This is a genomic window from Nocardia sp. NPDC051052, assembly GCF_044456045.1.
Taxonomy (GTDB): Bacteria; Actinomycetota; Actinomycetes; order Mycobacteriales; family Mycobacteriaceae; genus Nocardia.
Map to the genome: position 1 here is coordinate 255,260 of NZ_JBITFL010000001.1, position 20,434 is coordinate 275,693.

Consider the following 20,434-nt stretch of genomic DNA (forward strand, 5'->3'; position numbering starts at 1 on the left):
AGTCAATGCTCGATCCTGCTCAGGATGTCGCGTAGTACCCGCAGGTCGTCGGCGGGCAGGGCGGTGACCGAGTCGGGCGCGGGATCGGGGGTCGCCAGTGCCTTGGCGAGCACGGCGCGACCGGCCATGGTGATGGATACCAGCTTCTTGCGCCGGTTGGTGGGATCCACTTCCCGGTCGACGTAACCCAGCTCTTCGAGATCGTTGACCGCGACCGTGGCGGCCGGCGCGTCGATCGCCGCGGCGTGCGCCAGCTCCTTCACGGTCATCGGGGCGGCGCGCAGGCGGCGGAGCACGCGAATGCGACTGAACGGCAACCCTGTTCGCTCGACTGCGGCGCGGCGCCACGGGTCGCGGGAGTACATCACGACTCGGGTGAGCAGGGCCCACACCTCGTCGGGTGTGGGGTTGTCATCCGGCATGGACGGGCACCTTCTGTTCCAGCAGTGGGGCGACGCGGTCACTCGACCGCTTGGCCCACGGGGTATTCGCGACTATGCCGAGTATGGCGACCCCGGCGGTGAGCACCGCGATCACCCACCACAGTCCCGCGCCGGCCAGCGCGCCGCACAGCGCGACACCGATGCTCACGCCCACCTGACGGCTGGTCGAGGCCACCGCCGACGCGGCGCCCGCCCGATCCAGCGGCATCCCACTCACCGCCGTGGTGGTGATCGGCGCGTTCACCGAGCCGAAGCCGATACCGAAGATCGCGAACATGATCACCAGCTGCCACACCGGGGTATTCGGGTCGAGGGTGGTGAGCATGACGGCGGCGACGGTCATCATCACGCCCGCCACGATCAGCGACGGTTTGGTCCCGACCCGGCCGACCAGCCGGCCGGACAGCGGCGAGACGATCACCATCGCGATGGCCATCGCCAGGTACAGCAGGCCGGTGTGCACCGCCGAATAGTGCCTGACCTGCTGCAGATACAGCGAGCAGCTGAACAGGAACGCGCCGAGCGCGGTGAACGAGAAGATGGCGATCACCGTCGCCGAGGCGAACGGCACGCTGCGGAAGAAGCGCAGATCGATGAACGGGTCGACGCGGCGTGACTCGTAGTAGACGAACGCGGCGAGCGCGAGCGCCGAGACCACGAAGATCAACGGCCTGCGCTCGATCAGCCCGAACACCGTGCTGAACAGGAACACCACCGCGAGCACCTGGCCGATAGGGTCGATGCCGCGCACCGTCGCCGACTTCGATTCCGGCACGAACAGCACCGTCATCACCAGCGCGAGCGCGCAGATCGGCAGGTTGATCCAGAACACCGACGCCCAGCCGAACGCGTCGATCAGCACGCCGCCGACGGTCGGCCCGAGCGCCATCGAGATGCCGACCACCGCACCCCACACCCCGATCGCGCGAGCCCGCTCCACCCGTCCCGTGAAGGTGGTGGTGATGATCGACATCGCCACCGGATTGAGCATCGAACCACCGACTGCCTGCAGGAACCTGGCGCCGATCAAGACCTCGATGGACGGCGCGAGGCTGCACAGCAGCGATCCGACCGCGAAGGTGACCAGCCCGACGCGGAACACCCTGCGCCGCCCGAACCGGTCCGCGGTGGCGCCGGCCAGCATCAGCAAGCTGGCGAGGGTGAGCGTGTAAACGTCGACGATCCACTGCAGCCGGGGCAGCGGCGCGTGCAGATCGGTCTGAATGCTCGGTATCGCCACATTCACGATCGTCGAGTCCATGGAAACGATCAGCAGGCTCAGACAACAGGTAGCCAGCACGAGCGTCTTACGCCGCGCGGTCATCTCCTGGACAGTTGTAATCACACAACTATTGTGACTTCACAACTGTTACGAGCGCAAGGGCTGTGATCGCGGTCGCACCGGGCGGTTGACATGCTTGGCAGGTGATCTCGGAATCGGAAGCGCTGTTCCTCGGCGGACGATCGGGTGTCGGCAAGAGCCGAGTCGGGCTCGCGGTGCATGCGAGACTGTCCGACGCCGAAGTGCGACATGCGCTGATCGAGGGCGACAACCTCGACCTGGCCTATCCGCCGACCTGGGAACACGGGCTCGCCGAACAGAATCTGGCGGCGATGTGGCAGAACTACCGTGCGCTCGGCTACCGGCGGCTGGTCTACACGAACACGGCGAGCGTGTTCCCACAGGTCATCGGTGCGCTCACGGCCGCGATGGGGGATACGCCCACGGTCACCGCGGTGCTGCTGACTTGCGACGATCGCACCGCCCGTGCGCGACTTGCGCAGCGCGAGAACGGCATCGAGCTGGAACGGCATCTCGAGCGCAGCATCGCGATGGCGCGTCGGCTGCACGATGCCGTGCCGGATTGGGCGCATGTCGTGGACACGAGCGATCGGCCACCCGAGGAGATCGCGGCGGAGGTCATCGCGCTGACCGGCTGGCGGTCGGATCCCCCGGCGGTCGAGTAGTCGCTGCCCTACTCTGGCTACGGTTCTTCGGTCCGTTCTAGGGAGTCTCGGTGGGCGCTGCACTTGTCAATGGGCAGAACGGGTCGTTGGACGAGTCGCGGGTCGTGCTGTCGGTGCGGACCGAGGCGGCCGTGGATGTGTCCGCGTTGCTGGTGACCGAGACCGGCGCGGTGCGCTCGGATGCCGACTTCGTGTTCTTCAATCAGCCTGCTGCGCCCGGCGTGGTTTTGCGTGTCGGTGTTGCTGCGGCGCTGGAGGTTTCGTTCGCCGAGGTGCCTGCGGAGATCGCTCAGTTGCGGGCGGTCATCACATTGGACGACCCGGACGCTACGTTCGGGCAGTTCGCCGCGCCGGTGGCGACGGTGGCCGACCCCTCCGGAAATGTGTTGTACGAGTATCGGATCGAGGGTCTCGGCAGCGAGTCGGTGGTGATCGCGCTGGAGTTGTATCGGCGTGGTGCGCAGTGGAAGGTCCGGGCGGTGGGGCAGGGGTACGCGGGTGGATTCGCGGCGCTCGTCACCGATCACGGTGTGCGCGTTGATGATGCGCCCGGATCGGCGGAACCGCAGCCCGCGCCGCCGCACCTCGCGCAGCCGGATCTTCCGGTGCGGACCGTGCCCGGCGAGGCCGCGCTCTCGTTCGAGAAGCGCGGCAAGCTGGACATGCGCAAGCGCGAGGTCGCCAAGGTGCTGATCAGCAAGGACGCCTGGGGAATTCGAGCACGCATCGTGCTGGTGATCGACAAGACCGGCAGCATGATCAAGCAGTACCGCACCGGGGTGGTGCATCGCGTGGTGCAGCGGATGATTCCGGTGGCGACTCAGCTGGACGACAACGGCGCATTGGAGGCCTACCTCTACGCTCTTTCGTTCGCCAAGCTGCCCGACATCACGGTCGCGCACGGCGACGAATGGGCGCACACCTATCTGCACCTCGGCGGCACGCACGCGGGCATCGACTACGACCGAATCGGCGGCCGCAACGACGAATTGCCGATCATGCGCGACATCATCGCCTCGCTACGCCCCGGCGACGGGCCGACGCTGATCCTGTTCTTCACCGACGGCGGTTTCGCGAAGAAGCGGGAGATCGCCGCGCTCATGCGCGAGGCGGCGCGGCTGCCCGCCTTCTGGCAGTTCATCGGACTCGGCCGCGCCAACTACGGTCTGCTGCGCTCGCTCGATGAGATGACCGACCGAATCGTCGACAACGCGGGCTTTTTCGCGCTCGACGACATCGACAAGGTCGACGACGGTGAGCTGTACGCGCGCTTGCTCGGCGAGTTCCCGGATTGGCTGCGCGCGGCCAAGACGGCGGGCATCCTGCGCTGAGCGAACTCGCCGAATTGCGTTCAGTCCTCGGGGATCTGCTCCATCGCCCACCTGGCCCACTCCTCGTTCATCGCGTGGAAGCGCTCGCCCCACTCCATCGCGATGCGGCCGTACCTGGAGAAGTCGTTGTCGTCCCAGTCGACCGATTCTTTGAGCGCGAGCAACTCCACTTGGGCCTTGCCGGACCTGGCCGCGATGCCGTCCAGATAGTCGGCGGCCTCGGCATGGGAGACCGCGCCGAGGAAGAAGACGCGCAGCAGCGTCTCGTTGCGGATCACCCGCTTCGGCCTGGTGTCGGTCAGCCAGTGCCGCAGCTCGGCCAGCCCGGCTTCGGTGATCGTGTATTCCTTGCGGCCGCGCGGGCCTTCGTCCGATACTGCGATCAGTTCGGCGTCGGCGAGCTTGCCGAGCTCGGTATAGATCTGGCTCTGGGTCGCGGACCAGACATTGGCCAGCGAGACTTTGAACCGTTGCAGCAGGTCGTACCCGCTGGCGGGACGGTCGGCCAGCAGTCCGAGCATCGCGTATCGGAGACTCATGCCTCCCACTCTACATTCCACTATTGACAGGTCTAAGTAGGACGCTCTAGTTTTGACATGTCACAACTGGAACGTCGCGGCAACGCGAGTCGAGGAGCTTCGGACATGTCGTACTTGCGCACTTTCGCCCCCTGGATCGTCTACGCGGTGATTCCCGCCGCGCATTGGCAGTGGGCGGCGCTCATCGCCCTGCTCCTGTCGGTGTTCGAGGTGACCCGCAAGCTGCGTGCGGGCAGCACTTTCGACGCCCTGATCATCGACATCGGTTCGATGATCTTCTTCGCGGCGCTGACGGTGCTCGCCTTCGCCGATCCGAACACCGCCCTGCATCCCTACAGCCCGGCGATCTCTTCGGGCGTACTCGCGCTGATCGCCCTCGTCTCGCTGGCGCTGCGCAAGCCCTTCACCCTCGGCATCGCGAAACAAACCGCCCCGAAAGAACTTTGGGACAACCCGGTGTTCATTCGCACCGCCTACGTGCTCACCTCGGTCTGGGCGGCGAGCTTCACCATCGGCTGCATCGTGCTTGCGGCGCTCGCGCATGCCGACTCGACCCCGCGGACCATCGCGCAGGTCTTGGCCTTCGTGATCCCGGTGGTCTTCACCATCCGCTATGTCGCCTACGTCCAGGCCAAGGCGCGTACCGCCGCCCAAGCCTGACCTTTCGACCAGAACGGTTGTCTCCCATGACTACTTCCGTCCCGCACCTCACCGGCAACTACGCACCCGTCACCGAAGAACTGACCGCCTACGACCTCCCTGTCACCGGGCAGATTCCGGCCGAGCTCACCGGCTGGTACCTGCGCAACGGACCGAACCCGCACGAGGCCGCCGCCCGGCACTGGTTCGCCGGCGACGGCATGGTGCACGGGGTGCGGATCGAGAACGGCCGCGCCGTCTCCTATCGCAATCGCTGGGTGCGCACCTCGACCTTCACCGACGGTGCCCGCAGTTACAGCGAAACCGGCGAGCGGAACCTGACCGCCGGTGTCGCCAACACCCACGTCATCCGGCACGCGGGCCGGACGCTGGCTTTGGTCGAGACGTCCTATCCCTATGAACTGAGCTGCGAGCTGGATACCGTCGGCCCCTACGATTTCGACGGCAAGCTGCACACCGCGATGACCGCGCACCCCAAGACCTGCCCGGTCACCGGCGAGCTGCACTTCTTCGGCTACGAGGTGGTCGGCGAGCCGTTCCTGACCTACCACCGCGCCGACGCCGACGGCAATCTGCTGTTCAGCCGTCCTATCGAGGTGCCGGCCGCGACCATGCAGCACGACTTCAATCTCACCGCCGAACATGTCGTATTCATGGATCTGCCGGTCGTTTTCGACCTGGCGACCGCGGCGAGCGGTGCCGGGATGCCGTTCCGCTGGAGTGACAGTTACCAGGCACGGCTCGGGGTGCTGCGGCGCGACGACCCGTTCGGCGAGGTCAGTTGGTTCCCGATCGACCCCTGCTACGTCTTCCATTCACTGAACGCGCACGACGAGCCGGGCAAGATCGTGCTGTATGTGATGCGCTACGCGGAGTTGTGGCGCACCAGTTCAGACGGTTTCGACAAGTCGACCCTGTGGCGCTGGACGATCGATCTCAGCGCGGGCACCGTCGCCGAGGAGCAGCTCGATGATCGCAACGCGGAGTTCCCCCGGGTCGACGATCGCCTGGTCGGTCTGGCTGCGCATTTCGGGCATGCCTCGGTGGCCGGCGATTCCGGTGCCCTCATGCGCTATGACCTGCGCACCGGCGCGCAGACCTCGCACGAGTTCGGTCCCGGTCGGGTTCCCGGCGAGGCCGCGTTCGCGCCCGCCGACCAGAATCCCGGCGGCCACGGCTATCTCATGACCTATGTCTATAACGCCGAGACCGACCGTAGCGATCTGACCATTCTGAATGCCGACGATGTGGCCGCCGAGCCGGTGGCCGCCATCCACCTGCCGCAGCGTGTCCCGTTCGGGTTCCACGGAAGTTGGCTCGCGGATCGGTAGTTCGGGAGGAGGCCGCGGCGGGCTGGGTACCGCCGCGGCCCGCCCGTGTCCGGCGCATACCGAAGCCGGGCTGGAGATGTTGGGGGAGTGGGGTTCTCGTGGCGGGGGCGGTCAGCCGATGACGGCGTTCATGATGGTGCCCGCGCTCGTCGCGACGACACCACCGATCATGGCGCCCGCCACCATCTTCGGGGAGTCGAGTCCGCCGCCGGTCCATTTCTCCCAGGCGAACTTGCCGCCCGCGTAGATGATGGCGGTGATGCCCGCCAGCAGGACGAACCAGGTGAAGTAGCGGACCAGTTGAAGGAATTTGTCGGAGACCGGCGGAGCCTCGGGGCTGGGGTTGCCGATCTGAGCAAGCAGTGTGTCGTGCACGGCGAGCAGGATCATCGTGGTCAGCTCATTCTGGATTCGGGACAGGGCAAGATTCGCTGACTGCGATGGTATCGGTTTGTTCGCTGCAATGCAGTCGGGTCGGTGCGGCGCAGTGAAGTTCGGCGTCGCCGAGGCCTTGCCGGGGTTGCTATAGGTCGGGATGATGGGTGGGGCGGGGTGCTCGAGGACCCGGTCGCCGCGCACCGCCGGTGTCGTCGGCGGGTTGTCGTTTACTACCGCTTGGGGGCGATTCCGCAGGTGATACCGCGGAGCGTGAGCTCGCAGAGGCCGCAGTCCCACGGGAGTAGCGGCGTGCCCGTATCCTCATCCAAGATCGAATTCATCGGTGGTTTAACAGCTTTCGCGTGGCAGCTCAGCGGCGGCAAAGTTGTAGTGGAGCGTAGGGAGTAGACGGTGAGCATCATTTTGACGTCGATCGGGGACAGCTTCACGACGCTGGCACAGGTCAGCAACCCGACCCCGGAAGCGCCGCCCCTGTCGGACAAGCTGTTACAGATGGTTCGCTACCTCACCTGGTTCGCGCTGCTCTCCGGGATCCTCGCCATCATCTTCGCGGGCGGTAAGTTCGCCTGGGAGAAGTGGCAGGGTGGCGCGCTGCAATCGCCGAAGATGATCGCGGGCGCCATGATCGGCGGTGTTGTCGCGACAAGTGCCGGCACCATCATGAACGCCGTGCTGGGCACATGAGGCTCTGACGGCAAACATTTAGCTATACTCCTGCGCGGATCTCTCGCAATGTCCGATCGGATCGGAAGCAGGGGAAAGACCTATGGGCGAGACCGAAGGCGGAGTGTCGCGCCGGACCATGTTCGGCGTGGCGGCAACCGCGGCGGCGTCCGCGCTCGGCTTGACGGCGTGTGGCGGATCCGACGACGCGTCGTCCGGCCCCGTCACCACGGCGCCCAGCGAGGCCGAGGCGATCGCCAAGGACGCCTATATCTTCGGCTTCCCGCTGGTCCTGATGGACGTCACCAGGGCCGCCGCCGCGGCGAGGACCCCGGCCAATCGGTTCCAGCACGCCGCGGCGCTGGCGACGCCCGCGCGCCGGGATGTGGTGCGGGTCAACCTGGACACGCTGTATTCGTCCGCCTGGCTCGACCTGCGCGCCGAGCCGATGGTGTTGCAAGTGCCGGCGATGGCAGACCGGTACTGGTTGATGCAGGTGCTGGACGCGTGGACGAATACCGCGCACAACCCGAGTAGCGTTCGGCCGCACGCGAAGTCGGGTCCGCCGTATACCTATGCCATCGTCGGACCCAACTGGTCCGGCACGCTGCCCGACGATGTCATGCCGTTGCCCGTGCCGACGCCGACGGTGTGGCTGCTCGGCCGGATCCAGGTCAACGGCACCGACGACCTTGCCGCGGTGCACGCGCTCCAGCAGCAGTTGCGGCTGGAGCCACTCAGCAACTGGACCGAGCGGCGACCGGCACCGACCGTTCCGCCTGCGCCACAAGCGGATTCGACCCCGCCCGCCAAGCAGGTCGCCGAGCTGGACGCGCGGACCTTCTTCGATCGGCTGTGCGCGGTATTGGCGATCAACCCACCCGCACCCGATGACGCGCCCGCCATGAAACGTCTTGCCACGATCGGCATTACGCCGGGCGGCAGTGTCGTCGGTCTCTCCGACGCCGAGCTGTCCTCGGCGGTCGATACGGCCCGCCAGCAGATCCCGGTTTACCTCGATCCGAAGTCGATGAACGAGAACGGCTGGACGTTCGACCCCGCCATCGGCACCTATGGCACGAATTATTTGCAGCGGGCCGCCATCGCCTGGAAAGGGCTGGGCGCCAACCTGCCTCAGGACGCGATCTATCCGACGCTGTTCGCCACGGCGGGTGCCAACGGCAGCACCGGCCGGTTCCGCCTGCACTTCCCGGCGGGCCAGACGCCGCCGGTCGACGCCTTCTGGTCGCTGACCGCCTACGGCGCCGACAACTACCTGTTGTCCAACCCGGCCGGGATCTACGCGATCGGCCACCAGGTTCCGGTGGTGCCCAACCCCGATGGCTCGATCGACCTCGCGGTTCAGCAGGCCGACCCCGGTCCGGAAGTTCCGCCGGGCAACTGGCTGCCCATCCCCGGGTCCGGGCAGTTCTCCCTCACCTTGCGGCTGTACGCGCCGAAAGAGGACGCGATCCAAGGCCGTTGGCAACCACCGCCCCTGACTCCGGTGTCCTGATCGTCGGGCGAACAATTAAGTAAACGGGTTTTACTAAACACTGTTCACAAGCCCCGGTTCTGTGGTTGCATCTCTTCTGGAACGTGTTCCACACAACGTTGTGAGGTCTGCAGTCCAGACCGCTAGGAGATAGCCGTGACCGTGACCACCCCCGCGATTCCCGCAGGATTCGATTTCACCGACCCCGACATGCTCGCCAGCCGACTGCCCGTGCAGGAGTTCGCCGAGCTGCGCCGCACCGCCCCCGTGTGGTGGTGCGCGCAGTCCGGCCGGGCCAGTGGCTTCGATGACGGCGGCTACTGGGTGGTGTCCAAGCTCGACCACATCAAAGAGATCTCGAAGCACCCCGAGCTGTACTCCTCGCACGAAAACGGCTCGATCATCCGGTTCAACGAGGACGTCACCCCGGAGCAGATCGGCATGCTCAGCGACATGCTGCTGATCAATCTCGATCCGCCCAAGCACACCAAGGTCCGCCGCATCATCTCGAAGGGCTTCACCCCGCGCGCGATCGAAAGCCTGCGCGCCGCGCTCACCGAGCGGGCCGCCAAGATCGTGCACGACGCCAAGAAGTCCGGCCGCGGTGACTTCGTCGAGCAGGTCGCCTGCGAGCTGCCGCTGCAGGCGATCGCCGAGCTCATCGGCATCCCGCAGGAGGATCGCAGGAAGATCTTCGACTGGTCCAACCAGATGATCTCCTACGACGATCCCGAATTCGAGGGCGATCACCAGGCGGCCACGGCCGAGGTGATGGGCTACGCGTGGAACATGGCCGAGGACCGCCGCAAGTGCCCGGCAGACGACATCGTGACGCAGCTGGTCAACGCCGATATCGACGGCGACGGCCTGGCCTCCGACGAATTCGCCTTCTTCGTCATCCTGCTCTCGGTGGCAGGCAACGAGACCACCCGCAACTCGATCACGCACGGCATGAAGGCGTTCGTGGACAACCCGGAGCAGTGGGAGCTGTACAAGGAGCAGCGGCCGCGCACCGCGCCCGACGAGATCGTCCGCTGGGCCACCCCGGTGAACGCCTTCCAGCGCACCGCGACGCAGGATCTCGAGCTCGGCGGCCAGCAGATCAAGAAGGGTCAGCGGATCGGGCTGTTCTACGGCTCGGCCAATTATGACGAGGAAGCATTCCAGGACCCGTTCAGCTTCGATGTACTGCGCAACCCCAACCCGCATGTCGGCTTCGGCGGTACCGGCACGCACTACTGCGTCGGCGCGAATCTGGCCCGGCTGCAGATCGATCTGATGTTCAACGCCATCGCCGATGCGATGCCGAACCTGCGTCAGGTCGCGGAACCGGTGCGATTGCGTTCCGGCTGGTTGAACGGCATCAAGCGGTGGGACGTTGAATACGCTTGAATCACAGGATGAGCAACCCTAAACCCCGGGGCCGCTCGCCGATCGTGACCGACGCTGAGATCCGGCGGGTGGCCAGGACGCTGCTTGTCGACCATGGACAAGCCGCGGTGAGCCTGCGTGCGATCGCGCGCGAGCTCGGCATCACCGCACCCGCGCTGTACCGCTATTACGGGTCCCTGGACGACCTGCTGGAACGGCTGCGCCTGGAGTTCTGTGCCGATCTCGGCGACGAGTTGTCCGCCGAGATCGCCACCCTGCCCGACGACGGCGTGGTGCAGTTCTTCGCCATCTGCAAGGGATTTCGCCGCTGGGCGCTGGCGCACACCAGGGAATTCACCCTGGTGTTCGCCTCGCCCGGCGGCGGCGAGGCCCGCGCGCTGCGCCGATTCGACGAGCCGTTCGGCCGGATCTTCCTCGCGGCGGCGGGCCGGCTGCTGGCCAACTACGACATCGTCACGCCGCCGACCGACGTGATACCGCCGGAACTGCGCGAGGATCTCGTGCACTTCCAGACCGAGTTGCTCGCGGCGCTGTCGGAGACCGGGCAGAAGTTCCCGGCGGAGAAGCTCGACCTGGGCGTGATGTACCTGATGATCCAGCTGTGGGCGCGCCTGTACGGGCACGTCACGCTCGAGGTCTTCGGCAACTATCCGATCCCGCTGTCCAACCCGGAGATCCTGTTCGACGCGATGCTGCTCGACCTCGGCCAAGCGGTGGGTCTGCTGACCGGATAGCTCAGATGCGGGCGCCCTTCGCGCGATTGCAGGAGCGGCACAGGATCTGCAGGTTGGTTGCGCTGGTCGCGCCGCCACGGCTGAGCGGGATGATGTGATCGAACTCGAGGTAGTGGGTGTCGCCGCACTCGACGCATTTGCCGCCGTCGCGTTGCCACACTTCGGCTTTCACCTCCTGCGAGATGCTGCGGGTGTCGCGCTGGCCCGGGGTGAGGATCAGCCGTTTGGCCACCCGTAGCGCGCCCTCGAGCGCGGCGGCGACGTAGTCCGGGTCGCTGACGGTGAAGGTGGCGCCGCCGCGCGACGAGGTCGCCGCGAGTAGCACCGCGTTCTGCTCGGTGTGCACGGAAACCACACGGGACCACAGCAATTCGGTGCCGGTGCCGTCGCCGACGAAGCGCAGCTTCTTGTTGCTGACGATCAACCTGCCCTCGGTGAGCCTGGGGCCACGGGCCAGTTGGCGGACGTGCACCGCGGGCAGATCCAGATGCACCTTCTCCTCGGGATCGAGATGCAGGCCGGGGGTGCGCATCACCGGCAGCTCGCCCGCGCGCAGCCGGGACAGGGTGCGGCCGCGGTGCATTCGCCGCCGCAGGTCCTCGATCAGCGGACCGGTCAGCGCCAGTTCGGTGACGGCGTGCTCGAATGCCGCCAGCTCGTCGTGCTCGACCTCGCCGTCGGCGAAGGTGAAGGTGACGAGTCGCTCCACGTAGCTGAGCCCCGCGTCGCGCAGCGCCGCGCGACCCGCGCTCTCCTCGATGCGCTGATAGCGCAACGACGCCCACAGCGCCGCCCACTCGGGGCCGCGCGGTCCGTGCGCGGTGAGCACCCGCCACGCCTGGGTGTGCCAGTGCGTCAGGAACTCCGCGATCTCCATGTCGCAGGACTGGCAGGCCGCGAGGCCGCCGAACAGCTTGCGACGGAGGAGGTTTCCGCAGCGGTCGCAGTGCCGGTCGCGCGTCTGATGCCGATGGTGAGTGGCGCCGGTCCATTCGGTCCCGTCCCACCAGCGCAGCTGCGCGGGGTTCTCGGGGTCCGAATGCCAGTCGGCCAGTTCGGGATTCGGTGGTGGGGCCGGTGCCGGAGCCGGGTCGGCCAGACGTCGGGCGAGATCGACGGGCCGCTGGTGCGGCGGGCGGGCCGGCTGGTCGAGGAGATCCGTCTGCCGCATCCGTGGGTTCGCCGGGATCGGCTCCCGGTCGGTCGAGTCGTCGACCGGAACGCGCTCCAGCGTCGGGGGCTGCGGCGCCCGTCCGCCGAACGGGTCCGCCGGGTGCGACGGTCGCGGCTGATCGTCGACGCGCACCCCGAATTCGGTGACCAGCCCGGACAACCCGGTGGACCAGCCCTGAGCGATAGCGCGGAATCGCCACTGTCCGTCCCTGCGATAGAACTCGCCGAACATCAGCGCGGTGACCGGGTCGGCGTCCTCGATCGCGAACCCGGCCATCGGCCCGTGCGCGTCGTGAATGGTGAGGGACAGACCCGTGATGTCGCCGAAGGTGCCCTCGTCGACCGACCCGGTGATCACGATCCGCGCCACGTCCGACTCCGTACGCGGCAGCGAAACACTCAGCCGGGCGGTCCGCGGCGCGGGCTCCTGATCCAGCGTCACCGCCTGCGAAACATGCCGCGGCGCGTTGTAGAACACCAGATCACGATCCGTGCGAACCGCGCCCGACTCGCCCAGCAAGAGGGCATGCGCGTCTACCGCGTGGTCCGACCGCCACGAAACAACCACGGCAAGAAGGGATGTCGGTACCGCGGCATTGGCGCCTTTGCTGAGTTTCATCGCCACCGAACTATGCCACGACCCACCGACACGCCGAACCCGACGACCCCTCCACTCGGCGGGCCGCCCGCGGTGTCACAGAGTTCTGGTACGTCTCCCAGGGTGCTGAGGCCCGGTGAGACGTATGGCAGGCCTGTGGGCCCTCAGTGGGCGACGTGGTCCGCTGCCGCACGCAGGGTGGCGGCGGCCTTGAGCACCATCTCGTGGTACTCGTCTTCGGCGTCGGAGTCGAGCACGATGGCGCCGCCCGCGCCGATCCGCCAGCGTCCGTCGTAGCGCACGGCGGTGCGGATGACGATGTTGAGGTCGGCGGTGCCGCCGAGCCCGAGGAAGCCGATGGTGCCCGAATAGATGCCGCGCGCTTCGGTCTCCAGCTCGTCGATGATCTCCATGGTGCGCAGCTTCGGTGCCCCGGTCATCGAGCCGCCGGGGAAACACGCGCGCAGGCAGTCGATCACGCCGACGCCGGGGCGCAGCGTGCCGCGCACCGTGGAAACCAGCTGGTGCATGGTCATATACGACTCGATGGCCATCAGCTTCGGCACGTGCACGCTGCCGATCTCGCATACCCGGCCGAGGTCGTTGCGCAGCAGGTCGACGATCATCAGGTTCTCGGCCCTGGTCTTCGGGCTGTCAGCCAGTTCGCGGGCCAGCCGCTCGTCCTCGGCGGGCGTGCTGCCGCGCGGGGCGGTGCCCTTGATCGGCTTGCTCTCCACCGTGTGACTGCGGTCGATCTTGAGGAAGCGTTCCGGTGAGGAGCAGGCGATTTCGAGGTCGTCGAACCGCAGGTAGGCCGCGTACGGCGCCGGATTGCAGCGGCGCAGCGTGCGGTAGAAGTCGAGTCCGCCGTCTTCGACGGCGGGCACGGTTACGCTGTCGGTGAGGCAGATCTCGTAGGACTCGCCCGCGAGCAGCCGTTCCCGGCAGACCGCGATGTCGGCGAGGTAGCGGTCCCGGCCGCGGGTGAGCAGCGGTTCGACGACGTCGCCGTCCGACGGCACGTCCAGGGTCGGTGGATTCGCCCACGTCGGAAGGGTTTCCAGGGTTTCCCCGGCATCACGCAGCCAGTCGGCGCCCGCGCGCAGTGAGTCCGCCGTCGAATCCGTCAGCGACAGTAGGTGGGTGCGGCCGCCGACGTGATCGACCACCACGATCCGGTCGGCGAAGATCCATTGCGCGTCCGGTGTCGGCGCCCGGTTGGCCGTCCGCCCGCCGCAATCGCCCTTCACCTCGTAACCCAGGTATCCGACGTAGCCACCCGCGAAATCGAAAGGCAGATCGGGCAGTTCGAGGTGGCGCAGCCGCAATTCGGCGGCCAGATAGTCGAGCACCCCGCCCGCGACCACGCGCCGATTGCCGTCCGAGGATTCGACGGTCACCTCGCCGGTGCCGACCCGGTAGCGCACCACCTCCGCCAGCGGTCCGCTCGCGTCGCCCAGGAACGAGAACCGGTCCAGGCCCGGCTCGACGTGCTCGCTGTCGAGCCAGAAAGCGGTGGGGGAGTTGCCGTACAGCCGGACGAACGCGCTCTCGGTATCGATCGCCCGGTCGAGCACGGCGTGCTGCAGCTGCCAATGGCGCGGTGCACCGCCGTAGCGGTCGGCGACGTCGGGTCGCGCCGAACCGGCGGCGGCGCTGAGCAATCCGCTGCCCAGCGCACCGAATTGCTCGACCAGGGCCGGGAACTGCTCGGGCGCCACTGTGGACAGTGTTGTCTCCGAACGTGATTGCGCGCCGACCGGCGCGGCGATGGTGACGGGACGCAGCCGCATGGTCACCAGGTCGCCTCGCTGCGCCGCCGTGGCCCGGCCGGTCGCCCGAGCCCGGTGTGCCGCAGTCAGTTTCGCGAAGTTGCGCAGTAGCGCGGCGCCGAATTCGCTGGCGATCGACTCGGGATGGAACTGCACACCCCACTGCGGTCGCGTGCGATGCCGCACCCCCATGATCACGCCGTCGGCGGCCGTCGCGGTGATCTCCAGACTGTCCGGCAGCGGTCGTTCCGCGCACAGCGAGTGGTATCGGACGGCGGTGAACCCCTGGGGCAGGCCCGCGAACAGGTCCTGATCGTCGTGCTCGATCCGGTCGAGGTAGCCGTGCCGCGCGGCAGGCGCGATCGCGACCGTCCCGCCCGCGGCGACCACGATGCCCTGATGCCCGAGGCACACGCCGAGCAACGGCAGGTCCGTCTCGCCGATCACCGCGGCCGAGATGCCGACATCGCGAGCGACGTCCGGGCGGCCCGGTCCGGGCGAGATGACAATGTTGTCGAAGCGGGCCAATTCCAGCTCGCCGACCTCGTCATTGCGCACGACAGTCGGCTCGATGCCGTTCACCTCGCTGATCAGCTGATACAGGTTGTAGGTGAACGAGTCGTAATTGTCGATCAACAACGTGCGCATGGTGCCCGAAACCCTACGCCGCACCGGTCGGGCCCAACTGTTGTCTAGTGCCTTCAGTTGGCTTCGGCGGGTGGTGCACAATGTTGGGCATGTCTGTTGCGCAACCGGTTGGCGTGGATCGTGCACTCGTCGACTTCGCCCTCGTCGGCAAGTGGATGGATGAGCAAGGCCTGCCCGCAGGCGAATTCGAGGAGGTGACCGCGCTCGGCGGCGGGACGCAGAACGTCATGCTCCGGTTCAGTCGCGGTGGCGCGGACTACGTGCTGCGCCGCGGCCCGAAGCATCTGCGCACCAAGAGCAACGACGTGATCCGGCGCGAGGCCAGGCTGCTCGCGGCGATCAACGGCACCGATGTGCGCGCGCCGCGGGTGATCGCGGCCTGCCCCGACGACTCGGTGATCGGCGCGGTCTTCTATCTGATGGAGCCGATCAACGGCTTCAATCCGGCCAACGAGCTGCCGGAGTTGCACGCGGGTGATCCGGCGATCCGCAAGGAGATGGGCCTGTCCGCGGTCGAGGCCATCGCCCGGCTCGGCGTGCTCGATTATCAGGCCCTCGGACTGTCCGACTACGGCAAGCCCGACGGCTTCCTGGAGCGTCAGGTGCCGCGCTGGCTCGGCGAACTCGAGTCGTACTCGGTCAACGAGGGCTACCCCGGCCCGGAGATTCCCGGTGTCGAGCGGGTCGGGGAGTGGCTGGACCGCAATCGCCCCGCGCAGTGGACGCCGGGCATCCTGCACGGCGACTGCCACCTCGCGAACATGATGTTCTCCTACGACGGCCCGCAGGTCGCGGCCATGGTCGACTGGGAGATGTCCACCATCGGCGATCCGCTGCTCGATCTGGGCTGGCAGATCGCGACCAGGCCGGAACCGGGCAGCACCGGCGCCGCGCTGGTCGGCAAGCTCGGCGCCGCGGGCGGGCTGCCGTCCCCCGAGGAGATGGTCGCGCACTACGGAAAGTTCTCCGACCGCGATCTCAGCGCCGTCCCCTGGTACACCGTGCTCGCCTGCTTCAAGCTCGGCATCGTGCTGGAGGGCACGCATGCCCGCGCGTTCGCGGGCAAGGCGCCCAAGCAGGTCGGCGACTTCCTGCACGCCATCACGCTGGAGCTGTTCGAGCGCGCGCACGGCTTGATGGAGTAATTGTCGGGATGTTGCCGACAGTCGGCCGAATATCTGTGGTTGCCGATATTCGGCCAGGTTAGGTTGGGCGCATGCCGATCGTGCCTGATGTGAAGAACTGGACCTGGGTGCTCGAACGTGCCTGTGCCGATTGCGGATTCGATCCCGCCACGATCGACTACGCGGACGTGCCGCCGTTGACGCGCGAGAGTGCGTCCCGATTCGCCGAGGTGCTCGCCCGCCCCGATGCCAGGGTTCGGCCGGACGACTCGACCTGGTCGCCGCTGGAGTACGGCGCGCACGTGCGCGATGTGTGCCGGCTCTTCGACGTCCGGCTCCAGCAGATCCTGCGCGGCACCACAGACGGCACGGTCCCGCGCTTCGCGAACTGGGATCAGGACGAGACCGCCGTGAGCGACCGCTACGGCGAGCAGGACCCGGCGCGGGTCGCCACCGAACTCGCCGAGGCGGCCGACGTGGTCGCGCGGTCCTTCGAGTCCGTGCCGCCTGCCGAGCGTGACCGTAGTGGCGAGCGCAGCGACGGTGCGATCTTCACGGTCGAGTCGTTCGCGCGCTACTTCATCCACGATCTCGTCCACCACGTGCACGACGTGCGCGGCTGATTTCCGACCCAAGACTAGAACGTGTTCCGGGCCCTCGATCGCCGATACCGCTGAATTTCCAACTCGGCACTAGAACGCGTTCCACTTTTGGCTTAGTGTGGGTGCAGTCACATATAAGCACGTGCATGCGAGAGGGTCGACAGGAATGAAGACGAAGGGCGCGATCCTGTGGGGGATCGACCAACAGTGGTCGGTAGAAGAGATCGAGGTCGGCGATCCGGTTTCCGGTGAGGTGCAGATCCGACTGGAAACAGCCGGCATGTGCCATTCGGACCATCACATCGTCACCGGCGCGACGCCGATGCCCGCCTTCCCGGTGATGGGCGGCCACGAGGGCGCGGGCGTGATCACCAAGCTCGGGCCGAACTGCCCCGCCGATCTGGCGGTGGGTGACCACGTCATCCTGTCGTTCATCCCCGCGTGCGGGCGCTGTCCGTCCTGCGTGAGCGGCAACATGGCGCTGTGCGATCTGGGCGCGGGCCTGCTGATGGGTCAGGCGATCAGCGACGGCACCTACCGGATCCAGGCGCGCGGCGAGAATGTCATCCCGATGTGCCTGCTCGGCACGTTCGCGCCGTACATGACGGTGCACCACACCTCGGTCGTGAAGATCGATCCGAGCATCCCGTTCGAGGTGGCCTGCCTGGTCGGCTGCGGCGTGCCGACCGGTTTCGGCTCCGCCACCCACGTCGCGCAGGTCGAGCCCGGCGAGACCGTGGTGATCGCGGGCATCGGCGGCGTCGGCATGAGCGCGCTGCAGGGCGCGGTGCTCTCCGGTGCGTCGAAAGTCGTTGCCATCGACCCGAACCCGTGGAAGCGCGAGCAGGCGCAGAAGTTCGGCGCCACGCACACCTACGAGAGCATGGCCGCCGCGATCATGCCGCTGATGGAAGCCACCGAGGGACGGATGGCCGAGAAGGTCATTCTCACCATGGGCGAAATGCACGGCGACTACGTCGAAGAGGGCCTGATCCTCACCGGCAAGGCGGGCACACTTGTGGTCACCTCGATGGGCCGGATGGACGCAGGCGACGTCAAGATGAACAGCTTCCTGCTGTCCATGCTGCAGAAGACCGTGAAGGGCACCATCTTCGGCGGCGGCAACGCGCGGCAGGATGCGCCGAACCTGCTCCGGCTGTACAAGGCGGGCCAGCTCAACCTCGACGACATGGTGACCCGCACCTACGCCCTGGAGGAGATCAACCAGGGCTACCAGGACATGCTGGACGGGAAGAACATCCGCGGCATCATCAAGTACACCGAAGCCGACTGGTAGATCGAGCGTGTTCGTGACCCGGCCGAGCTGGGTCACGAACGCTATGTCTTACGACTTGCTCACCAAGCGGGTGGCCAGTGTGGTCGCGATCTGGGCGATCAGGTCGTACGGGATGGGCTTGGTCAGTGGGAACTTCAGCGTTCCTTTGCCTGCTCGGTACGGTTCGACGGCGCGGTTGAAGGCTTTGTCGCCGTCCGGGATCGGGTACAGGCTGATGTGTTTCTTCCAGCCGGCGAAGTGGACGGCGTTGTGGCCGTTCACCTTGAAGGTCGGGATGTCGTAGCTGATCGCCTCGGTCGCGTCCGGTAGGGCGCGGTGAATGGTGTGCCGGATTTCCTCGAGGATGCCGCGCACGTCTTCGGGAAACGCGGCGATGTAGGTGTCGATGGTTGCGGGCTGCTCTGCCACGAGGTCCCTCGATTCCGTGTTCGGGTATCGATCGATCGCTGAAGAGGGTGGAGCCATCGTCAGTGTAGGCAGGAGTGCGGCTTGGCTAAAGCCTCTTGCTGTACCAGCACTGCGCATACATCTCGTCGTTGTGTGGCGTCGACTCTGTGTACCCGAGCCGGGCATACAGCGCCCTGGCCTCCACCAGATCGAGCCGGGTATCGAGCACCATCCGTTCCGCGCCGAGCAGGCGCGCCTGGTGTTCGGCGGCAGCGCCGAGAAGTGCGGCACCACCCTTTCCCCGCATGTTCGCGAGCAGGAACATCCGGCTCAGCTCCGCGGTCGCGTCGTCGAGCAGGCGTACCCCGGCCGTCCCGGCCGGTTCGCCGCCATACCGCGCGACCAGCAATACCCCGTGTGGCGGCGCGAGTTCGGCCCCCGTTGCCGCCGCGATCTCGCGCTCGAGTTCCGCCGGATCGGTCACCCGTCCTTCGCGCAGCTGATACCACCGGTCACTCACTTCGGTGTAGTAGGCCCGCCACAACATAGCGGCGACAGCAGAGTCGAAAGGTTCGGGGCCGACACCCCAGGCACCCGAGGCAATCACCGCGTCAGGCTACCGGCGAGCGCCGGAGTCGCGGTCAGGGCGCTGTTCAGCTCGTGCAGCCCAGCAAGGCTTGGCGGAGGTTGCGGCTGCGGACGTCGTCCAGGACGGCCAGGCCGAGCCGGTTCATCGAGTAGCCGAAGCCGAGACCCGTTGCGGGGTCGGCGAATCCGAAGGAACCGCCGAGGCCGGTGGTGCCGTAGGCGCGCTTGTCGGAGCCGAAGCGGAACTCGCCGCCGGACTTGCGGAAGCCGAGGTGGTAGCGAGTCTTGATGTGCAGCACCAGGTCTGCGGCGGGAACGTCGTCGGCGGTGTCCGCTGCCGCCAGCCTGCCGAGCACGCTGTCGTCGATCGGGAGCGCGCCGGTGCGGCCCGCCGCGGCACCGTAGACGCGGGCCAGCGATCGGGCATTGCCGACGCCGTTGGAGCCGGGCAGTTCCACCTCGAGGAATTCGCGTCGCGTCGCCCGTGCGGGACTACCGGTGCGCGGATTGCTCAGTGCCGCGTAGGCGAACCCGCGTTTAGCGGCCATCTCGGCGCCGATGCGCAGCGGGAAGTCGCGCTCGTAGCGCAGGGCGTCGAGGCCGCGGGTGGCGGCCATGGTGGCGATGCGTTCCAATCCTTGGTCGGCGGGCAGGCCGATGAAGAAGTCCAGCCCGAGCGGTTTCGCGAACTCGTCGGCGAAGATTCGGCCGAGCGTGCGGTGCTGCGGGTCGACGCGGCGCAACAATTCGCCTTGGTACAGGCCGAGGGTGATCGCGTGGTAGCCGTGTCGGGTGCCCGGCTGCCACGCGGGTTTCTGCGCGGCCAGGATCGGCGCGAGCCCGTCCAGGTCGGCGATCTGACTCAGCCCCACCATCGAATCCAGGGTCGACAGCCCGGCCTGATGGTCGATCAGCTGCCGCACGGTGATCGAGCCCTTGCCCTGCGCGGCGAACTCCGGCCAGTACTTCGCCACCGGCTGCTCGTAGTCGAGCAGTCCCTTCGACACCGCCGCCGCGAGCGTGAACGCGGCCATGCCCTTCGTCGAGGAGAACACCGGGACGATCGTGTCGCGTTCCCACGGCAGGGTCCGGTGCCGATCGCGATGGCCGGCCCACAGATCCACCACCGGCCGATCGCCCGCGTACACCGCGACGGCGGCACCGATTTCGCCGTGCTGGGCGAAATTGCGCCGGAACGCGTCGGCGACGGGCCCGAAGCCGGACTCGACCTCGCCGTGAATCGTCAGCTTTTCACTCATCGTGTTTCGATGGTAGCGGCGTTCTTCTCGT

General features: G+C 67.1%; 20 protein-coding genes. 11 read left to right on the plus strand and 9 right to left on the minus strand.

Features of this window, described 5'->3' with window-relative positions:
- Positions 1 to 2 precede the first annotated feature (2 nt).
- Together ACIBCN_RS01210 and ACIBCN_RS01215 are read right to left on the minus strand one after the other, a co-directional pair.
- Positions 3 to 422, minus strand: coding sequence for a MarR family winged helix-turn-helix transcriptional regulator (locus tag ACIBCN_RS01210; RefSeq protein ID WP_396989438.1), 420 nt, complete (start codon positions 420 to 422; stop codon positions 3 to 5).
- The gene (locus ACIBCN_RS01215; protein WP_396989439.1) at positions 412 to 1,788 is read right to left on the minus strand and encodes an MFS transporter; all 1,377 of its coding nucleotides are present in this window, start codon (positions 1,786 to 1,788) and stop codon (positions 412 to 414) included. The genes ACIBCN_RS01210 and ACIBCN_RS01215 overlap by 11 nt, the downstream gene beginning before the upstream one ends.
- 80 nt (positions 1,789 to 1,868) lie before the next feature.
- Between ACIBCN_RS01215 and ACIBCN_RS01220 the strand changes: the two genes are divergently transcribed.
- Both ACIBCN_RS01220 and ACIBCN_RS01225 read left to right on the plus strand, forming a co-directional pair.
- Positions 1,869 to 2,411 carry an ATPase gene (locus ACIBCN_RS01220; RefSeq protein ID WP_396989441.1) on the plus strand — a complete coding sequence of 181 codons (543 nt, stop codon included), beginning with the start codon at positions 1,869 to 1,871 and terminating at the stop codon, positions 2,409 to 2,411.
- A 50-nt stretch (positions 2,412 to 2,461) separates the two neighbouring features.
- Positions 2,462 to 3,742: a VWA domain-containing protein gene (locus ACIBCN_RS01225; RefSeq protein ID WP_396989442.1), complete on the plus strand. Its 1,281-nt coding sequence runs from the start codon at positions 2,462 to 2,464 to the stop codon at positions 3,740 to 3,742.
- A gap of 20 nt (positions 3,743 to 3,762) precedes the next feature.
- Here ACIBCN_RS01225 and ACIBCN_RS01230 read toward each other — a convergent pair whose 3' ends face one another.
- A complete protein-coding gene (locus tag ACIBCN_RS01230) occupies positions 3,763 to 4,281 on the minus strand; it encodes a PadR family transcriptional regulator (RefSeq protein WP_396989443.1) in 519 nt (172 codons plus the stop codon).
- 105 nt (positions 4,282 to 4,386) lie between these two features.
- Here ACIBCN_RS01230 and ACIBCN_RS01235 point away from each other — a divergent pair, with 105 nt between their 5' ends.
- Together ACIBCN_RS01235 and ACIBCN_RS01240 are read left to right on the plus strand one after the other, a co-directional pair.
- On the plus strand, positions 4,387 to 4,941 hold the full coding sequence (locus ACIBCN_RS01235; RefSeq protein WP_396989444.1) for a hypothetical protein: 555 nt from the start codon (positions 4,387 to 4,389) through the stop codon (positions 4,939 to 4,941).
- A 26-nt stretch (positions 4,942 to 4,967) separates the two neighbouring features.
- On the plus strand, positions 4,968 to 6,272 hold the full coding sequence (locus ACIBCN_RS01240; protein ID WP_396989445.1) for a carotenoid oxygenase family protein: 1,305 nt from the start codon (positions 4,968 to 4,970) through the stop codon (positions 6,270 to 6,272).
- A gap of 111 nt (positions 6,273 to 6,383) precedes the next feature.
- On the opposite strand, the gene ACIBCN_RS01245 is transcribed toward ACIBCN_RS01240, so the two are convergent.
- A complete protein-coding gene (locus ACIBCN_RS01245) occupies positions 6,384 to 6,662 on the minus strand; it encodes a hypothetical protein (RefSeq protein ID WP_040733125.1) in 279 nt (92 codons plus the stop codon).
- 399 nt (positions 6,663 to 7,061) lie between these two features.
- On the opposite strand from ACIBCN_RS01245, the gene ACIBCN_RS01250 reads away from it, so the two are divergent.
- The 4 genes from ACIBCN_RS01250 to ACIBCN_RS01265 all read left to right on the plus strand — a co-directional run bounded on the left by ACIBCN_RS01250 (position 7,062) and on the right by ACIBCN_RS01265 (position 10,955).
- Positions 7,062 to 7,355, plus strand: coding sequence for a hypothetical protein (locus ACIBCN_RS01250; protein ID WP_396989446.1), 294 nt, complete (start codon positions 7,062 to 7,064; stop codon positions 7,353 to 7,355).
- Positions 7,356 to 7,437: 82 nt separating this feature from the next.
- A complete protein-coding gene (locus ACIBCN_RS01255) occupies positions 7,438 to 8,850 on the plus strand; it encodes a DUF1254 domain-containing protein (RefSeq protein ID WP_396989447.1) in 1,413 nt (470 codons plus the stop codon).
- A gap of 141 nt (positions 8,851 to 8,991) precedes the next feature.
- Entirely contained in the window at positions 8,992 to 10,221 is a 1,230-nt protein-coding gene (locus ACIBCN_RS01260) for a cytochrome P450 (protein WP_396990154.1), read from the plus strand.
- 8 nt (positions 10,222 to 10,229) lie between these two features.
- Positions 10,230 to 10,955, plus strand: a complete 726-nt coding sequence (locus ACIBCN_RS01265) for a TetR/AcrR family transcriptional regulator (protein WP_396989448.1) — start codon at positions 10,230 to 10,232, stop codon at positions 10,953 to 10,955.
- 1 nt (position 10,956) lies between these two features.
- On the opposite strand, the gene ACIBCN_RS01270 is transcribed toward ACIBCN_RS01265, so the two are convergent.
- Together ACIBCN_RS01270 and pabB are read right to left on the minus strand one after the other, a co-directional pair.
- Positions 10,957 to 12,747 carry a TerD family protein gene (locus tag ACIBCN_RS01270; RefSeq protein ID WP_396989449.1) on the minus strand — a complete coding sequence of 597 codons (1,791 nt, stop codon included), beginning with the start codon at positions 12,745 to 12,747 and terminating at the stop codon, positions 10,957 to 10,959.
- Between the two features lie 143 nt (positions 12,748 to 12,890).
- The gene (gene pabB / locus ACIBCN_RS01275) at positions 12,891 to 15,146 is read right to left on the minus strand and encodes an aminodeoxychorismate synthase component I (protein ID WP_396989450.1); all 2,256 of its coding nucleotides are present in this window, start codon (positions 15,144 to 15,146) and stop codon (positions 12,891 to 12,893) included.
- 80 nt (positions 15,147 to 15,226) lie between these two features.
- Between pabB and ACIBCN_RS01280 the strand changes: the two genes are divergently transcribed.
- The 3 genes from ACIBCN_RS01280 to ACIBCN_RS01290 all read left to right on the plus strand — a co-directional run bounded on the left by ACIBCN_RS01280 (position 15,227) and on the right by ACIBCN_RS01290 (position 18,169).
- Positions 15,227 to 16,291, plus strand: a complete 1,065-nt coding sequence (locus ACIBCN_RS01280) for a phosphotransferase family protein (protein WP_396989451.1) — start codon at positions 15,227 to 15,229, stop codon at positions 16,289 to 16,291.
- A 71-nt stretch (positions 16,292 to 16,362) separates the two neighbouring features.
- On the plus strand, positions 16,363 to 16,893 hold the full coding sequence (locus ACIBCN_RS01285; RefSeq protein WP_396989452.1) for a DinB family protein: 531 nt from the start codon (positions 16,363 to 16,365) through the stop codon (positions 16,891 to 16,893).
- Positions 16,894 to 17,038: 145 nt separating this feature from the next.
- A complete protein-coding gene (locus tag ACIBCN_RS01290; RefSeq protein WP_396989453.1) occupies positions 17,039 to 18,169 on the plus strand; it encodes an NDMA-dependent alcohol dehydrogenase in 1,131 nt (376 codons plus the stop codon).
- 48 nt (positions 18,170 to 18,217) lie between these two features.
- Here ACIBCN_RS01290 and ACIBCN_RS01295 read toward each other — a convergent pair whose 3' ends face one another.
- The 3 genes from ACIBCN_RS01295 to ACIBCN_RS01305 all read right to left on the minus strand — a co-directional run bounded on the left by ACIBCN_RS01295 (position 18,218) and on the right by ACIBCN_RS01305 (position 20,403).
- Entirely contained in the window at positions 18,218 to 18,577 is a 360-nt protein-coding gene (locus tag ACIBCN_RS01295; RefSeq protein WP_396989454.1) for an iron chaperone, read from the minus strand.
- An 85-nt stretch (positions 18,578 to 18,662) separates the two neighbouring features.
- Entirely contained in the window at positions 18,663 to 19,163 is a 501-nt protein-coding gene (locus tag ACIBCN_RS01300) for a GNAT family N-acetyltransferase (RefSeq protein WP_396989455.1), read from the minus strand.
- Between the two features lie 46 nt (positions 19,164 to 19,209).
- Positions 19,210 to 20,403: a serine hydrolase domain-containing protein gene (locus ACIBCN_RS01305; RefSeq protein WP_396989456.1), complete on the minus strand. Its 1,194-nt coding sequence runs from the start codon at positions 20,401 to 20,403 to the stop codon at positions 19,210 to 19,212.
- Positions 20,404 to 20,434 lie beyond the last annotated feature (31 nt).

Coding starts and splice junctions, on each gene's coding strand:
- ACIBCN_RS01210 (WP_396989438.1), bottom strand. CDS start 422: ATGCCGGATGACAACCCCACACCCGACGAGGTGTGGGCCCTGCTCACC.
- pabB (WP_396989450.1), bottom strand. CDS start 15,146: ATGCGCACGTTGTTGATCGACAATTACGACTCGTTCACCTACAACCTG.
- ACIBCN_RS01235 (WP_396989444.1), top strand. CDS start 4,387: ATGTCGTACTTGCGCACTTTCGCCCCCTGGATCGTCTACGCGGTGATT.
- ACIBCN_RS01270 (WP_396989449.1), bottom strand. CDS start 12,747: ATGAAACTCAGCAAAGGCGCCAATGCCGCGGTACCGACATCCCTTCTT.
- ACIBCN_RS01240 (WP_396989445.1), top strand. CDS start 4,968: ATGACTACTTCCGTCCCGCACCTCACCGGCAACTACGCACCCGTCACC.
- ACIBCN_RS01305 (WP_396989456.1), bottom strand. CDS start 20,403: ATGAGTGAAAAGCTGACGATTCACGGCGAGGTCGAGTCCGGCTTCGGG.
- ACIBCN_RS01265 (WP_396989448.1), top strand. CDS start 10,230: ATGAGCAACCCTAAACCCCGGGGCCGCTCGCCGATCGTGACCGACGCT.
- ACIBCN_RS01230 (WP_396989443.1), bottom strand. CDS start 4,281: ATGAGTCTCCGATACGCGATGCTCGGACTGCTGGCCGACCGTCCCGCC.
- ACIBCN_RS01285 (WP_396989452.1), top strand. CDS start 16,363: ATGCCGATCGTGCCTGATGTGAAGAACTGGACCTGGGTGCTCGAACGT.
- ACIBCN_RS01245 (WP_040733125.1), bottom strand. CDS start 6,662: ATGATCCTGCTCGCCGTGCACGACACACTGCTTGCTCAGATCGGCAAC.
- ACIBCN_RS01280 (WP_396989451.1), top strand. CDS start 15,227: ATGTTGGGCATGTCTGTTGCGCAACCGGTTGGCGTGGATCGTGCACTC.
- ACIBCN_RS01290 (WP_396989453.1), top strand. CDS start 17,039: ATGAAGACGAAGGGCGCGATCCTGTGGGGGATCGACCAACAGTGGTCG.
- ACIBCN_RS01255 (WP_396989447.1), top strand. CDS start 7,438: ATGGGCGAGACCGAAGGCGGAGTGTCGCGCCGGACCATGTTCGGCGTG.